The 15,343-nt window shown below is 38.1% G+C and carries 14 protein-coding genes and 1 pseudogene; 4 read left to right on the top strand and 11 right to left on the bottom strand.

Annotation, left to right across the window (positions count from 1 at the left end):
- Nucleotides 1–47 precede the first annotated feature (47 nt).
- Nucleotides 48–1,580, top strand: a complete 1,533-nt coding sequence (locus tag ODU45_RS07635; RefSeq protein ID WP_398581075.1) for an ATP-binding cassette domain-containing protein — start codon at nucleotides 48–50, stop codon at nucleotides 1,578–1,580.
- 68 nt (nucleotides 1,581–1,648) lie between these two features.
- Here ODU45_RS07635 and ODU45_RS07630 read toward each other — a convergent pair whose 3' ends face one another.
- Nucleotides 1,649–2,929 carry an O-acetylhomoserine aminocarboxypropyltransferase/cysteine synthase family protein gene (locus ODU45_RS07630; RefSeq protein WP_398581074.1) on the bottom strand — a complete coding sequence of 427 codons (1,281 nt, stop codon included), beginning with the start codon at nucleotides 2,927–2,929 and terminating at the stop codon, nucleotides 1,649–1,651.
- Nucleotides 2,930–3,191: 262 nt separating this feature from the next.
- Between ODU45_RS07630 and ODU45_RS07625 the strand changes: the two genes are divergently transcribed.
- Complete coding sequence (locus tag ODU45_RS07625; protein ID WP_032515138.1) at nucleotides 3,192–3,428, top strand: hypothetical protein; 237 nt, start codon at nucleotides 3,192–3,194, stop codon at nucleotides 3,426–3,428.
- 450 nt (nucleotides 3,429–3,878) lie between these two features.
- A pseudogene (locus tag ODU45_RS07620) lies at nucleotides 3,879–4,556 on the top strand (IS3 family transposase); the annotation flags it as partial.
- 105 nt (nucleotides 4,557–4,661) lie between these two features.
- Here the strand turns inward: ODU45_RS07620 and ODU45_RS07615 are convergent.
- The 10 genes from ODU45_RS07615 to ODU45_RS07570 all read right to left on the bottom strand — a co-directional run bounded on the left by ODU45_RS07615 (nucleotide 4,662) and on the right by ODU45_RS07570 (nucleotide 14,377).
- Complete coding sequence (locus ODU45_RS07615; RefSeq protein WP_398581073.1) at nucleotides 4,662–5,555, bottom strand: aldose 1-epimerase family protein; 894 nt, start codon at nucleotides 5,553–5,555, stop codon at nucleotides 4,662–4,664.
- A gap of 64 nt (nucleotides 5,556–5,619) precedes the next feature.
- Nucleotides 5,620–7,026, bottom strand: a complete 1,407-nt coding sequence (lacG, locus tag ODU45_RS07610; protein ID WP_398581072.1) for a 6-phospho-beta-galactosidase — start codon at nucleotides 7,024–7,026, stop codon at nucleotides 5,620–5,622.
- 235 nt (nucleotides 7,027–7,261) lie between these two features.
- Nucleotides 7,262–8,941, bottom strand: coding sequence for a lactose-specific PTS transporter subunit EIIC (locus ODU45_RS07605; protein ID WP_398581071.1), 1,680 nt, complete (start codon nucleotides 8,939–8,941; stop codon nucleotides 7,262–7,264).
- Nucleotides 8,941–9,258, bottom strand: coding sequence for a PTS lactose/cellobiose transporter subunit IIA (locus tag ODU45_RS07600; RefSeq protein WP_003048451.1), 318 nt, complete (start codon nucleotides 9,256–9,258; stop codon nucleotides 8,941–8,943). The genes ODU45_RS07605 and ODU45_RS07600 overlap by 1 nt, the downstream gene beginning before the upstream one ends.
- A gap of 238 nt (nucleotides 9,259–9,496) precedes the next feature.
- Nucleotides 9,497–10,330 carry a PRD domain-containing protein gene (locus ODU45_RS07595; RefSeq protein WP_398581070.1) on the bottom strand — a complete coding sequence of 278 codons (834 nt, stop codon included), beginning with the start codon at nucleotides 10,328–10,330 and terminating at the stop codon, nucleotides 9,497–9,499.
- Nucleotides 10,331–10,518: 188 nt separating this feature from the next.
- Nucleotides 10,519–11,496 carry a tagatose-bisphosphate aldolase gene (gene lacD / locus ODU45_RS07590; protein ID WP_398581069.1) on the bottom strand — a complete coding sequence of 326 codons (978 nt, stop codon included), beginning with the start codon at nucleotides 11,494–11,496 and terminating at the stop codon, nucleotides 10,519–10,521.
- Between the two features lies 1 nt (nucleotide 11,497).
- Nucleotides 11,498–12,430, bottom strand: a complete 933-nt coding sequence (locus ODU45_RS07585) for a tagatose-6-phosphate kinase (protein ID WP_398581068.1) — start codon at nucleotides 12,428–12,430, stop codon at nucleotides 11,498–11,500.
- A 9-nt stretch (nucleotides 12,431–12,439) separates the two neighbouring features.
- Nucleotides 12,440–12,955: a galactose-6-phosphate isomerase subunit LacB gene (gene lacB, locus ODU45_RS07580; protein ID WP_018031055.1), complete on the bottom strand. Its 516-nt coding sequence runs from the start codon at nucleotides 12,953–12,955 to the stop codon at nucleotides 12,440–12,442.
- A gap of 26 nt (nucleotides 12,956–12,981) precedes the next feature.
- Nucleotides 12,982–13,404 (bottom strand): galactose-6-phosphate isomerase subunit LacA, encoded by a 423-nt coding sequence (gene lacA, locus ODU45_RS07575; protein ID WP_024384734.1) that lies wholly within the window; start codon nucleotides 13,402–13,404, stop codon nucleotides 12,982–12,984.
- Nucleotides 13,405–13,609: 205 nt separating this feature from the next.
- Nucleotides 13,610–14,377, bottom strand: coding sequence for a DeoR/GlpR family DNA-binding transcription regulator (locus ODU45_RS07570; protein WP_398581067.1), 768 nt, complete (start codon nucleotides 14,375–14,377; stop codon nucleotides 13,610–13,612).
- 278 nt (nucleotides 14,378–14,655) lie between these two features.
- Between ODU45_RS07570 and ODU45_RS07565 the strand changes: the two genes are divergently transcribed.
- A partial coding sequence (locus ODU45_RS07565) for a hypothetical protein (RefSeq protein ID WP_398581080.1) occupies nucleotides 14,656–15,343 on the top strand: 688 nt, incomplete at its 3' end.

The raw sequence follows: 15,343 nt of genomic DNA, 5'->3' as shown, positions 1-15,343 counted from the left end.
ACACACTACTAAATAGGTAGTGTGTTTTTTCTTGTAAAGGAGGCCTTATGCTACTAGCCACTCAACACCTAACCCTCGACCATCAAAAAGATTTGCGAAATCTAGTTCAGGACCTAAACCTCATTGTTAACCCTGGCGATAAAATAGCCATCATCGGCGAAGAAGGAAATGGAAAATCCAGTCTATTACTAACCTTGATGGATTCAACACTTGTCGCCAACTACCTGCTTCAATCAGGCAGTATTCACCGATATTTTCATTCACCAATCTATATTCCCCAAAGTCTTCCACTGGAAATAGCAGAGCTAACCTTGAACGACTACTTCTTCGCTGACTTAGACAGCGACATTGATTACGGCCTACTCTACCTCTATGCTGACCAGCTCCAGTTTGACAGCGAGCGATTTTCCAGTCAACAATTGATTGGAAGCCTGTCAGGTGGCGAAAAATTAAAAATTCAGTTAATCAAATCTCTAGCAACTCCATCTGATATTATTTTTCTGGATGAGCCATCCAATGACTTGGATTTAGATACCTTACTTTGGCTTGAAAACTATATCATCACGAGCCCTAACACCATTCTATTTGTTTCTCATGATGAAGACTTCCTCAGTAAAACAGCTACAAAAATCATTCACCTGGAATCTGTTAAGAAGAAAACACTTGCTCAAACCAAGGTTGAAGAACTGGACTACCAGGATTACGCATTGGAACGCCAACAAGCCTATCAGAAACAAGTCCAACAAGCTCGGAACGACAAAAAAGAATTTGACAAAGCTATGAATAGGCACCTACGTCAAAAATCACAGGTTCGTCATACCTTGCTCAACACCCATGATGCCACACTAGGACGGCTCATAGCCAAGAAAATGAAGAATGTCTTATCACGTGAAAAACGCTATGAAAGAATGAAGGAAAATCTTACACAAGTTCCTTTTCATGAAGATGCCATTTCCCTCTTCTTCTCAGACATTTCACCACTACCAGCTAGAAAACAAGTGCTTCACTTAGAAAACTTCCAATTGAACATTGGAGGGCGACAATTAGTTCAAAATATCCATTTCAACTTAAATGGACAAGAGAAAATTGGCATCATTGGACAAAATGGAATAGGTAAATCCAGCTTTCTAAAGATCATCTATCAGAAACTCAGGCAACGAGCAGATATAAACTTGGGCTACATGCCCCAGCACTATACAGAAGTCCTTGATGAGTCTAAAACTCCACTTGATTTTTTATTAGAAAATATCAATCGTGAGCAGGAACAACTAATCTTGACACATCTAGCCAGTCTGCAGTTTACACGACAAGAAGTTCATCACAGGATCTGTGAACTTTCAGGGGGACAAAAAGCCAAGTTACTCTTGTTAAAAATGGTTCTTGATCAAGCCAATTTTCTCTTATTAGATGAACCCAGTCGAAACTTCTCTCCTACTTCTCAGCCTCATATTCGTCAACTATTTGCCGATTATCCAGGTGGCTTGGTATGTGTATCACACGACAGACGTTTTTTGAAAGAAGTTTGTCAAAGAATCTACCGACTAACTGAGAATGGACTGGAAGAACTGGAACAGATATAAAAAAGGAAAATAGCACACACGCAAAATTTCCTTTTCTAATAGTATTTCGAATGTATTCGCTTTATAGCTTATAGTTTATCGAGAGCAAGCTGTAAGTCCTCAATCAAATCATTGACATTTTCAAGTCCGATGGATAGGCGGATTTGATTTGGTGTGACCCCAGCAGCAAGTAAATCTTCTGAAGCTAACTGAGCATGCGTGGTTGTAGCTGGATGAACTACTAGTGATTTAGCATCGGCAACGTTTGCTAAATTGGAAAAGATTTCCAAACTATCAATGACCTTACGCGCTTCTTCTGCTCCGCCTTTTACTTGGAAAGAGAAAATAGAGCCAACTCCCTTAGGTAGGTATTTATCCGCCAAAGGCTTATAAGGACTATCTGGAAGTGATGGATAATTGACCGACTCTACCTGAGGATGACTAAGTAAAAAGTCAACAATTTTTTCAGCATTAGATACATGACGCTCTACACGGAGAGACAAGGTTTCTAACCCTTGCAAAAGCAAGAAGGCGTTGAATGGAGAAAGGGCAGCACCTGTATCACGAAGTAATTGTACACGAACTGCTACAATAAATGCAGCTGCACCAATATCACGAGTATAACTAATGTTATGATAGCTTGGATCTTCTTCAACAAATTGCGGAAACTTACCAGATGCCGCCCAATCAAACTTACCGCTATCGACAATCACACCGCCAATGGTCGTACCATGCCCACCGATAAACTTGGTTGCTGAATGGACGGCAATATCAACACCATGAGAAAATACATTAATCAAATATGGAGTTGCGAAGGTATTATCTGAAACAAGCGGGATGTGGTGGGTGTGTGCAATTTCTGCCAATTTTTCAAGATCAGGAATATCGATAACAGGATTTCCCAAGGTTTCAATAAATACAAGTTTTGTATTATCTTGAATGGCAGCTTCTACTGCTTCAAAGTCATCAATATCTACAAAGCTTGTTGTAATACCATAGCGAGGAAGGGTTTCTTTGAATAGGTTAAAAGTCCCACCATAGAGTGTCGTTGCCGCCACAATGTGATCGCCAGCATGTGCTAATGCTAGAATAGTGTATGTGATAGCTGCCATTCCTGAAGAAGTGGCCAAGGCACCAATACCACCTTCTAAAGCTGCCACACGATTTTCAAAAGTAGAGACCGTCGGATTAGTGATACGAGTATAGATATTCCCTGATTTACGCAAGGCAAATAAATCTTCTGCTTCTTGAGCGTCTTCAAAAACATAGGAAGTAGTTTGATAGATGGGTACAGCACGTGATTTTGAAGCAGAATCAACTTCTTGTCCAGCATGGAGTTGAAGGGTTTCAAATGAAAATTCTCTAGTCATAAAGGTACTCCTTTGGTCTTTTTCAGTATTCTACCTCATTTTTACCATCTTGACTAATACTTAAATATTAGAGATATGTATAGTTAACAACTATAGCCATAGAATCAGTTATTCTAGAAAAATAATATTCATTTTCCTTGAATAAAATAAGGACAAGATTTACAATAAGATTATGAATACCTTAATAGAATATATCGGTCCGATTATCCTCATAGTACTAATAATCTCTTACAGCATCTATCGCAGATGCCATCCTAATAATATGGACACTAAACAAGCGCTCAAATGTCCAAAATGTAAGTCAATAAAACTGCAAACTTACGTTCCAACACAAAAAAGATATTCTCGTAAAGCCGGTATGATTGGTCATGCAATCAATGGCATAGAGGGAGCTATGTTTGCAATGCTCTATGAAGCTGATCGGACTTATTATCGTTGTCAACATTGCGGTTACCGATTTTCTAGAAAGGAGAATCGTTTTATTTCTAACATCGAATAACCTCCCTGATTTTTAGAGAATTTTGCTATTGAAAACGAAGAATTCTCACCCCTTACAAATCCCGTTATATCAACATTTACGAAAATGAAACTTCCATAAAAATGGACTAAAATCCTCTGATTTGGATAAAATCGACACCAATTAACACCATAAAATAGACTAGTCATCAGTAGGTCAAACTAATTTGACCTACTTTATCTTATAGATGGATAATTTATTAATCAAATTCAAAATGATAGGTCAAGTATTTTATAAATTTATCGATATAAGAAGACAAAAAAACTAATCAATACGAGTTATTCTTCAAGAAAAAATCTTTTCAAAATTATTTCTCTTTTAGGAAGTTCGACTTGTTGCTGATTATCTCCATATAAAGTATTATATAACTCGATACAATCTGTATATATGGACTTAATTTCTATCACCTCAAAATAATAGTATAGAATACCAATCCTCGGTTATCGTCGTATGACGCTATTTGTCAATCGCAAGCTTGGAACAAGCTACAACAAGAAACGGATTCGACGATTGATGCACATTTTAGGCATTCGTTCCATTATCAGAAGAGCTAAGGGCTACTGTACCAAGACCAGCTTTGTCAACGTAGAAGACAACATTCTCAATCGTGATTTTACAGCTACTGCCCCCAATCAGAAATGGTGTACAGATGTGACTTTCTTGAAGTACGATCTCAGTTGTAAGGTCTATTTGAGTGCTATTAAGGACCTTTACGACGGCTCAATTGTCGCTTATGTGGTTGGTCAGTTTAATGATAATGAATTGGTATTCGAAACACTTCGTAAAGCCCGAAAAGCTAATCCTGAGGCGACACCATTGATTCACAGCGACCGAGGATCACAATATACTTCGAAAGATTATTACCGTCTGACGACTCAGTATCAGATGACACGCTCTATGTCTCGTGTTGGTAAGTGTATTGACAATGCACCAATTGAGAGTCTCTTTGGGCACTTTAAGACGGAGTGCTATGATTTGAAGAAGTATAAGACCTTTGAGGAGCTAGTTTCAGATATTGATGCCTACATCTATTTTTATAATCATCAACGATTTCAAGAACGCAACAACGGCCTTGCCCCTCTTGAAATGAGGAACAAGGCCGTCGCCTAATCTTTTATTATTTCATTGTCCACTTGACAGGGAGCTGTTCATTATTCAGCCAGTGGGGTTTTTGAGTGTTTTCCGTAGAATATTTAAATTACTTAACTATGGTATTTACTCAATAATAATATCAAAATATTTTGTATCAACTTCTTTTGGAGCGACGTGACTAATATTTCGTTTGGCATTGAATATGTCAGATTCTTCCAGTGAAGTAGAGAGTCCGCTCCATGGCTCTAAAGCGATAAAGGGACTCTGATTTGTAGTTGACCAAATCACTAAATATGGAAAATCATCAAACGCAATCGAAAGAGTCTTCTGATGATTTTTAGATTTCAAGGTTACCTTTCGCGATGCTAATTGATCCAATGTTACGGCATCATGTTCAAACAGTTGATAGGACAAGTCCAAGGTCTTTTGATTTTCCAAGAATGGACGGCGATCTCGTAGATCAAGTAAGCCAGTTTCTGGAAAACTTCTTGGAACTGTACAAGATTCTACTTTTTCAAATTCTAAATAATAGTCTTCATAACTCTCACCATCCAACAAAAGACAATTAAAACCTGGATGACCCCCAATAAAGTAAGGTAGCTTTCTATGTCCTTCAAGATTTTTCACCCGATATTCAGTTCGGATTGTATTGCCAAGTAGTGAGTAGTTAATGGAAAGTTCAAATTCAAATGGGTAATTTTTTACGGTTTCCTCATTTGATGAAATAGAAAATTCCACAGAATTTTCAGTTGTTCTTACATTTTTGAACATCATTTTTCGCACAAGTCCATGCCTTGGAATTGTGCCTGTAAATGTCGGTCTTTCTGCAGGTTCATAGATAGCCCAATCATTTCGTAAACTTCCACAAATCGGAAATAGAACTAGTGCTTGACCGCTCCAATAGGTCGGATCTCCTTGCCAAAGATACTCGACACCATCATTGTCTTTTATCGAAGTAATTTGCCCACCTAATTCAGAAAATTGTACTGTTAAGTTCTCATTTTTTAATTCGAGCATAAAAGCTGCCTCCCTTATATGAAAACAAGGATGCTAACTTGAGCTAGGCATCCTTGTATTATTTTTATTCAATAACCTGTGTTTCTGCTACTTTTTTATACCAATAAGCACTTTTCTTTGGATAGCGTTCTTGGGTCTCAAAGTCAACATAGAACAATCCATATCGTTTCTCGTAACCATTTGACCAAGAAAATACATCCATCAAGGACCAGATAAAATACCCTTTAACATTGGCACCATCTGAGATAGCATCTGAAATCACTTCTAAATGCTTTTTCACATAATCAATTCGACCATCGTCATAGACTGTACCATCTACAAATTCATCTTTATAACCTAGACCATTTTCAGTGATGTAGATTTTCTTATAGTTTGGATAGTCATTTTTCACACGCATAATTTGGTCATAAAGACCTTGCGGATAGATAATCCAATCCCAGTCCGTTTTTGGAATATCAACTGGGGACTCTCTACGACCAACTCCTTTGATTTGATACTTAGAACTTCCCTTTTCACCCTTACCATTATGGATAATTTCCGTTTCTCCATCATGAGCTCTCATCCAATCACTCATATAGTAATTGATTCCTAAGAAGTCGTTCAAATCTTTTGCAGCATCTAAGGCAGCAAAGTCTTCATCACGAAGGTCTAATTCCCCACCATTAACTTTCAGAATATGGCGAACACCTTCAAGTGTTTTTTCAGAATAGTAACCCAAGTATGTAGCATCTAGGATAAATTTATTGTGAATAATATCTTCAAGTTCCGCTGCACTGACATCATCTGGATTGGTTGGATCATAAGGATATTTCGTTGGCAATGCATGTACAACACCAATTTCTCCACTATAACCAGCATCCTTGTAGAGCTTAACTGCCTTGGCATGTGAAACCATCATATTGTGATGAGATTGGAATACTTTAGAAAGATCATACTGAATACCTGGTGGGAACTTCCCAACAAGATACTGACCGTCACCAATTGGACCGATTTCATTAAAGGTTGTCCAGTAATTAACTTCAGGAAATTCTTTGAAGCAAAACGCTGCGTAATTGACAAAGTGTTCAATGTTATCACGATTTAGAAAGTCACCATTAGAATGGAGCGTTTCTGGTGTATCAAAATGGTGAAGCGTTACAAATGGTTCTACGTGACGTTTATGACATTCCGCAAATAATTTATGGTAAAACTCTACTCCCTTTGGACTCACTTCTCCAAAGCCTGTTGGGAAGATACGAGACCAAGCAATTGAAATACGAATGCCGTTTACCCCAAATTGTTCACTTAGTTCTAAATCAACTGGATAACGATTATAAAAATCAGAAGCTGGTTCCGCAGTGTACCAGTAATTATCTTCTAGATACTTATCCCATGCAACACGACCTTTTCCATCTGTCTTTGTGGCACCCTCTGCTTGATATGCAGCAGTTGCTCCACCAAATATAAAATCTTTTGGTAATGTTTTAACCATATGCCTACCTTCTTCTATCAAAAATAAATAAAGGGGGAGGAGTTGGAGATTTATTACTCCCTCCCCTTTTGATTAAGAACTTGTATTCACAAGTGAAGTGCTTGTATATAAGAGATAGTTTTTCGCTAATCAAGGCAGTTTTTTGAGGGAATACTGACTGTATTTTGAAAAAAACTAACGATGAGTAGCTGAAAATCTAGCCTTAGATGGAAGTGCTGAACTGTGAATACAGGTTCTAGAACTGTTGTTTGACAAAGTCAAGTGCCCCTTGACCGTCACGTGTGAGTTTAATGTATTGAGCCCCTTCAGTTTTGGCAAGTTTAATGCCCAATGCATCAGTTTCTTGTTTTATGTCCTCGTAGTTTGATGCCACCTGAGGTGCAAGGATAACTAATTGATACTCTGGCAAAATCTCACGGTGAGCACCATAGCTTCCTGCTGTTGCTGTGACTGGAACTCCGTATTCCTTTGCAGCTTTAGTTAAAGCATTAGCAAGCAATCCACTTGTACCGCCTCCTGCACAAAGTACCAGAACGTTTGTTTGATCAGAAATTTCGGTGTCGACTGCTGCTTTTTCAAGAATAGCATCTGCTTTGGCAGTATTGAAGTTAGCTGCCACTTTCTCTTTCAAGCTATTTTCAACTTTCCCTGATTGTTCCTCAGCAAGAATTTGCTCATCATAAACTTTCAAGAATGGATAATAGATAAGTACATCGACAACGACCAACAAGACAGCTAGTGCAAAGGCAAGTGGAGCAAAGTTTGTTCCCATGACAATCCCTAACGGACCTGGAGTTGTCCATGGTAAGTAGACGCTGAAACTGTTCATTTTTAGCGTATCAACAAAGAATTTGAAAATCCATACGTTAGCAATTGGTGCTAAAATAAATGGCACAAAGAATACTGGGTTAAGTACGAGTGGTGCACCGAACAAGATTGGTTCATTTACACCAAAGAATGTTGGAACAACTGAAGCACGTCCAATTGCTTTATTTCGTTTAGACTTAGTCAACCACATAAACATGAATGGCACAACCAAGGTAGCACCTGTACCACCCATTGTCACGATAAACATTTGAGTACCTGAAGTCAGGATTTTGTCAGCGTGTTGACCCGCCTGCAAAAGTTGGAAGTTGGTTTCAATATTGGCATAAGTAATGGCTGCAATTGCTGGCTCAACAATTGATGGACCATGGATTCCTACAAACCAGAACAAGGCATAGGCACCAAAGATAATGGTAATACCAACATAACCATCTGCTGCTGTAAATAATGGCTCAAATAATTTTAGAATAGCCTCAGCAACGTTTGTTCCAACCAGTTGACGTGTCGCAAGATCAATTCCATACAAGACAAAGATAGACAATGCATATGGAATCACGTCTTTAAATGCCTGGGATACGTTCGGCGGAACTTCATCTGGCATACGAATGGTGACATTGTTTTTCACACAGACCTTATAGATATTAACCGTAATGAAGGCTGCTAGAAAGGCTGTCAAAAGCCCCTTAGTCCCCATGTAACCATTGGCAAAACCACCTTCAATACCATCAGAAGCCAGTAATAGGAAATCTGAAATTGAGGCAATCATGGTTGAAATGAAGTTGATTTGATTGGTTTTTGGCAATTGACGGTTAAAAGCATCTGTCAAAGATTTTGCAGTCGTTCCTGCAACTAGGACAGCTACAATCCCCATTGTGTAACCGTAAGGTTTCATGATGGCTGCAACCGCTTCATCAGACCAAGTAAATCCAAAGATATTCGGCACGAAAGCTACCAATAGGAAGATAGTTGAGAACAAAATAACTGGCATAGCTGCGATAAAACCATCACGGATAGCCCTTAAATAAGGGTTTCTCGAAATCTTTTCAAAGAAAGGCTTCCCTTTCTCAATGAATTCAATCAATTTATTCATTACTTATCACCTCGTTTGTACAGTTCAATCATATGACTCATCATATCTTTCAATAATAATGTTGTCATGAGATGGTCTTGACCATGCATGAGCGTCACACTAAAGGCTAAATCCTCACCAGCCGCTTCTTTTTGCAACAAGCTAGTCTGAGCATGATGGGCTTCAACAATACAAGCATTGGCAGCTTCAACTAGTTCCTCTGCTTTTGCATAATCACCTTTTTGAGCCGCAGCCAGTGCCTCCATCAATCGAGAACGTGCATCTCCAGCGAACGCAACAATCTCAAAACCTAATAACGTAATTTCTTCTCTGTTCATAATATGAACCTCCTATTTTTTTATGTACTCAATGGAAATAGCATTCAGACTAGCTTCAACAGTCTAGGAATAGACTGTTGAAGGTTGGAAATAAGACGAACGAGTTCGTATCGATATAACGCGGATAAAACTCTGTTCCCCTCTCATCTCAATGGAACAGGCTGAAAACCTCCACTGGAGCTTTTCACTCATCAAGTTGAGGCAACAACGTCTGAATTGGATTTACGAAGAGTATGATTTACAATAACCGTTGAATATGTAACACAATATAGAACCTTTCACTGTCATTTACAGGTTCATCAACCAATGATGTGATCATCTCAAAAATCTGACTACCTATTTGGTAAGCTCTTGGATTCTGGAGCTTGATATACTGTTCCAAACTAGCAATCGATTCATTTGACTGATGGGATCTATCTAAGTAATTCAGAAAATAGGACAGATGAATCATAAAGCGATCATAAAAATTGCTATTTTCTTTTGAGCGTTTAATCCCATTCTCCGTTAAGATTTGTTCAACCTCTGCTATAATTTTTTTGCTGACGTCCTGTTCTTCACTTGTGGGATGAATTGTCTCCCCCTTTGCATTAATTAAGTGAAGTGCAATTCGACCAATCTCATCATTTGGAAAATCTTTTAACAACTTTTCACGAAACATAGCTAAGGCTTCACGAGCCATTTTATATTCCAAGGGATATTCGGCTGAAATATTAGGTAACCTACTTTCTTGATAGGTATTCTTTAAAACCGCCTGATAGGCACAATAGATATGATCCGTCAGTGTCACATAGAGATATTCTTGTACAGGGTAATGATAGGTTGCTACTAGATGATTGATAACCGTGTAGGTTGCAGAAATAAAATCTAAGGGAATATCTTTTAATAAAGTTAGAAAATTTTCTTTGGCCTCGTCATTTTTTAGCGAAAAGATGTTTTCTATCTTATCCTTAACAATTAAATCCCCTTTCTTCTTTTGAAAAGTTATACCTAATCCCATCACGACTGCCTGTTCCCCATGTTCATTTTTTACCAGAGCAGCGTTATTATTTAGTGACTGTATAATCCTAAACATAAATCCCTCCTATATTTTTAAGCAAAAAAAGACTACAAACAAACCGAGAATATCCTACTCTCAAATCCATTTGTAGTCTTGCCTAATCGAATTAGTTACAATCCACTCTATTCTTGCCGATGAGATTATTATAGCATATTCTCAGAAAATGTAAACCCTTTCTTTAAGAAAAATGGTTATTTTTTCAATTATTTTTCTAACCAAGAAGTAGCTGTTTGAGACAAGACGGCATCAAGTCCCTCAATATTTTCACGACCAACAGTTCGTAACCATTCACGTGCTGCTTCTTCTCCTTGTTCGATATAGACTGGCACAACACCTGCCCATGTTGCACGACCGCAGAGAACACCATTAAATTTAGCACCTGCTTCATGTGCAAATACTAGAGTATCTTGGAAGAGTTTTGCAGAAACACCTGCACTTAGATAAATGTATGGCAAATGAGTTGATGCTTCTTGTTGACGGAAATGTTCGGCTGCTTCGTCTTTTGTATAAACGACTTCCCCTGTTCCAAAGCCTTCTACAAAATTCATGTTCACAGGTACTTCTACCTTGAGAACATCTACTCCAAAGCGTTCGTTAGAAAATACTTTCATGGCTTCATTTACTTTTCTAGGTTTAACTTTAGCAAACTCAACGCTAGCATTGTCATCAATCGTCTCATCGTAGCTCAAAATTTCCAAGAAGAATGGCAAACCTTCTGCCTGACATTCTGAACCTAAGCGTTCGATATAGGCCTGTTTTTGAAGATTAACGTATGGATCACCATCAACGTCATAGTAAAGTAGAAACTTAATGGCATCCGCGCCCTCTTCTTTTAGTCGTTTTACAGACCATTCTACCAGGCAATCTGGCAAACGACTGGTAGAGCTGGTGTCATAGCCAGTTTTCTCATAAGCCAAAAGTAAACCACATTGTTCATCGCGGGCGCGTGAAGCTGGTAAGCCAAATTCAGGATCTAAAAGAATAGAAGAAGAAAACTGTGTTAGTTCTTCAGAAACTAGAGTTTTTAGCTCTTCCATCTGCTCCACAGTAGGTTCTTCTGCCTGATGTTTTGCCATCATTTTTTTCAAGGCTCCACGTTGGTCGAAGGCAAGAGCTGAAATGACTCCTGCTTCATTGCTTACTTTTTCCATATACTTTCTTTTTTCTGCTGTTAATACCATCTTAAACCTCCTCGACTTCAATTTGAGAATACAATACTTCTGAATGTTCTAAGTTGACATAACCTGTCTGTTCTTCCTGAGCATTTAACATGCCCAAAACGTTTGCATTTTTTAGTAGTTCGACATCAGGTAATACATGTTTCAAACTAGCTGCAATACCTGCAACGGTTGAATCACCCGAACCTACTGGATTGACGACATTTATTTTTGGAATTTTAACACGATAGAACTTGTCATTGTGCTTGGCAAAAGCCCCCTTTGCCCCCAATGATACGACTATCCAATCAATTCCTTGGAATAATTGATCAGACAGAACTTCTTTCAATTCTTGAATATCATCCGTGACATCTTTTCCAATTAACTGTGATAACTCTTCTGTATTCGGCTTAATAACTGTCGGCTTCTGCTGGCTTTCTAAAACGTTTTTCAGCGCCTCACCAGAACAATCCAGAACAACAGCAACACCACATTTTTTACAAAGTTCAATGACCTTAACATAATAGTTACTAGCAAGTCCCTTAGGCAAACTTCCTGAAATAACAACAACATCTATATTGTTCAGGATAATTTCTAGATGTTCGATAAAATTCAAGGCTTCATGTTCTTGAATAGTTGGTCCTTGTTCTAAAATCTCCGTCTGTTTGCCATCATGAAGAACCGCAATGCAATTACGTGTTTCGTTCCCAATTTCCACAAAGGAATTTTTAATATCATTTCGAGTGAGTTGTTTCTTTACATAACTTCCAAGTTCACCACCAATAAAACCAGTAGCCACAACATCTTCACCGATTTGTTTCAAAACCCGTGTCACATTGAGCCCCTTACCACCAGCTGTTTTTTGAACTTTTTCTACTCGATTGACAGTATCCAATTGAAAGGTATCCAATTGATAGGCAATATCAACCGACGGATTTAAAGTGATCGTCAAAATCATGTGAGCCTCCTAGTCGTGGTATTCTCCACGATCCCACTTTTCAAGAAATTCAGTAAAGAACTCTGGATTAGCCTGCTCTTGATTGAGCGTTTCAACTGCAGCAATTTTTTCGATCAAACGTTTGTTTTCTTCAGTTGGTTTGTATTCTGCTTTAATGAAGGCTTCAATGATGTCGCACATAAGCAACTCACCCGTAATTTTGCCACCAAAACCAATGACGTTGGCATTTAACTCTTCCTTAGCATAAAGCGCAGAGGTCATATCACGAACCAAGGCTGATCGAACACCTGGAACCTTGTTTACAGCATTGTTGATTCCAACACCTGTTCCACAGATACAAATTCCCAAATCTGCTTGTCCGCTTGCAACAGCTTCGCCAACTTTTTTACCAAAGATCGGGTAATGAGTACGAACATTGTCATAAGTCCCAAAGTCCAATACTTCATATCCTTGATTTTTCAAATAATCTACCACTGCGATTTTTTCATAGGTTACAATGTGGTCACAACCGATTGCAATTTTCATCTCTTATTCTCCTTTGTTTACAACAATTAACACATTTTATTTAGCATATCGACACGAATTTGGTGACGGCCGCCATCATACTCACCTTCAACAAATCCTTTAACGATGTTTTTAGCAATTCCCTCTCCTACAATCTCACTACCGATTGTAATAATACGCGAATTGTTGTGTCCTCTTGTCATATAGGCAGAACGTTCGTCTGAAACTTCTGCAGCAATCATGCCTTTGACTTTAGTTGCGGTCATAAACGGACCAACTCCATAAGCATCAATCACAATACCAAGATTTCCTTCCTCTTGATTGACTGCTGCAACTACTGCCAAAGTTGTGTCAACAAAATCACTTCCATCACTGACATCTTTAAAGTCATATGATTTTTCTTGTAAATAATCTTTAATAACGTCTTTTAGTTTTGAGCCCGCTGGATCAGCACCGATAATGATTGTCATAACCTATCTCCTAACAAAAATAGAAAGTTGTAGCCATATGTGGCAGAAAATCGTTGTTTTGCAAAACTTAGAAAAAGCGTTTTTGCTTTTTATGTTTAAATTATACAACCAAACAAACATAAAGTCAACATATTTTGTTGTATTTTTGTTTATTTTTTTCATATACAAACAAAAAACCAACATTTTACTGTTGGTTTTGATAACTTTATGATTTTGTAGAAATAATTTCAATGTGGTTATGTAATAATTGGTAGTTTTCATCCTTTGCAGTCATATCTGTCACTAGTGCAGTTAAGTCATTCAAATCACAAAAGGAAGTAAAATCATCTTTTCCAATTTTTGAGGCATCTAGCAGTAGATATTTTTCTAAAGAATGTTTAATGGCAATATTTTGCGTATAGGCTTCGGCTAGGGTAGAGGTCATGACATCAGTTCCCTTAAGTCCGTTACCTGAAAAGAAAATCTTGCTGAATCGTATTTTTTCTAAACTAGTATTGGTAATTTCTCCTACAAAAGATTCTGTCACTTGGCGATATTCTCCTCCAAGGAGAAAGACCTGAAAATCCTCTGTCTTCTTTTGTGATAAGATGGTAAAAACAGGCATACAGTTTGTGATGACAGTGAGACGAGGATTTTTAATGGCCTCAGCCAGAAAGGCAACTGTTGTTCCTGGGCCTAAGAATACCGTGTCTCCATCTTCTATCAGTTGTGCTGCCCTTTCTGCTATCTCTTGCTTGGCTTCCTTATTTTGAATGTGTTTCTCAGAATGGGAATATTCCCGATATTGAAAGGCCTTATTACTTCTAGCCCCGCCGTGTATTTTAGTTAAGACCCCTTGCTCTTCCAACTCTATAAAATCACGTCGAACAGTCATATCAGTAACATTTAGCAATTCAACAATCTCAGAAATTCTAACTGTACCTTTTTTGTTTACCAAACGTGTAATTTCTTCTAGTCGTTCTCGTTTATTCATGTTTAATCCTTTGTTGTTTTTTTACATTATATCAAAAATAAACAAGAATATGTTGGAATTTTGAACATCTGTTTATATGATGATTGCAACTTTATTATGCGAGTAATCTTCGCGAGCAGGTTTTGCGCGGTTCGCAAAACATCGGTTCGTTAGAACCGACTGCAAGGAAAAAAGAAAGCATTGAGTTAATCCACACTCATCGTACACTCCATAACTATTCAGGTTCATGGCATTGTTTTGCAAAATGGGTTTCAATTAACATTTCGCCAGAACAGTTAATGGCATTAGGTAATGTTGAAAAAGATACGGAAGGTTGGATAGAACTTATCAATCAATATCAATACTTACAATATTGTATAGAGATTGGTTTAAGTCCATATACACAAGCTACCTACAAAGTAGCATTGGCCAAAGTTCTCGGAGTTTCCTCAACTAATTTCATCGCTACACAACCACGTACTCGTGCGAATCGTATGAACAATCGTGTATTGCATAAAGACTATCGTTTATCCAACAAAAATAACGACTACTGGCATAAAATTGTTACCGCAACAGGCTTACGCAAAAGTGAATTGATCCATGTCACTGGTGATGCTATGCAACGTGAACGTGATGGCCGTTGGTATTTAAATTTAGACGGCCATAATCATCACACAAAAGGACGCAGAGATCGCTGGTCTCCAATCATGGCCACTAGTCAAGAGGAGGAAGAGTGGTTAGTCGCTATTTTCCAACGAGCAGGAGAAAAGAGAGTGTTTCATGTTCCCAAAGATTTAAGTCTCGACGATTTTGATGGAAAGAAAGTTCCCACTGCATTAAAGCCACATAAGTATCGTGCTGAGTATATAGAGCGTGTTTATCGCAGTGTAGCACGCGAAATTTCCAAGATTAGAAATCGTAAAGAAGTTATCCATCTGCGTAAAGAGTTAGTTGGCATCTCACTCGACAGAAAAGCTTGTAAAATTG

It is taken from the genome of Streptococcus sp. 2022WUSS135 (genome assembly GCF_044427045.1).
Lineage (GTDB): Bacteria > Bacillota > Bacilli > Lactobacillales > Streptococcaceae > Streptococcus > Streptococcus hashimotonensis.
The sequence above is the reverse complement of the archived record's forward strand: the minus strand, read 5'-3'. Positions and strand labels throughout refer to the sequence as shown.

Coding starts and splice junctions, on each gene's coding strand:
- ODU45_RS07635 (WP_398581075.1), top strand. CDS start 48: ATGCTACTAGCCACTCAACACCTAACCCTCGACCATCAAAAAGATTTG.
- ODU45_RS07630 (WP_398581074.1), bottom strand. CDS start 2,929: ATGACTAGAGAATTTTCATTTGAAACCCTTCAACTCCATGCTGGACAA.
- ODU45_RS07625 (WP_032515138.1), top strand. CDS start 3,192: ATGGACACTAAACAAGCGCTCAAATGTCCAAAATGTAAGTCAATAAAA.
- ODU45_RS07615 (WP_398581073.1), bottom strand. CDS start 5,555: ATGCTCGAATTAAAAAATGAGAACTTAACAGTACAATTTTCTGAATTA.
- lacG (WP_398581072.1), bottom strand. CDS start 7,026: ATGGTTAAAACATTACCAAAAGATTTTATATTTGGTGGAGCAACTGCT.
- ODU45_RS07605 (WP_398581071.1), bottom strand. CDS start 8,941: ATGAATAAATTGATTGAATTCATTGAGAAAGGGAAGCCTTTCTTTGAA.
- ODU45_RS07600 (WP_003048451.1), bottom strand. CDS start 9,258: ATGAACAGAGAAGAAATTACGTTATTAGGTTTTGAGATTGTTGCGTTC.
- ODU45_RS07595 (WP_398581070.1), bottom strand. CDS start 10,330: ATGTTTAGGATTATACAGTCACTAAATAATAACGCTGCTCTGGTAAAA.
- lacD (WP_398581069.1), bottom strand. CDS start 11,496: ATGGTATTAACAGCAGAAAAAAGAAAGTATATGGAAAAAGTAAGCAAT.
- ODU45_RS07585 (WP_398581068.1), bottom strand. CDS start 12,430: ATGATTTTGACGATCACTTTAAATCCGTCGGTTGATATTGCCTATCAA.
- lacB (WP_018031055.1), bottom strand. CDS start 12,955: ATGAAAATTGCAATCGGTTGTGACCACATTGTAACCTATGAAAAAATC.
- lacA (WP_024384734.1), bottom strand. CDS start 13,404: ATGACAATCATTATCGGTGCTGATCCAGCGGGCTCAAAACTAAAAGAC.
- ODU45_RS07570 (WP_398581067.1), bottom strand. CDS start 14,377: ATGAATAAACGAGAACGACTAGAAGAAATTACACGTTTGGTAAACAAA.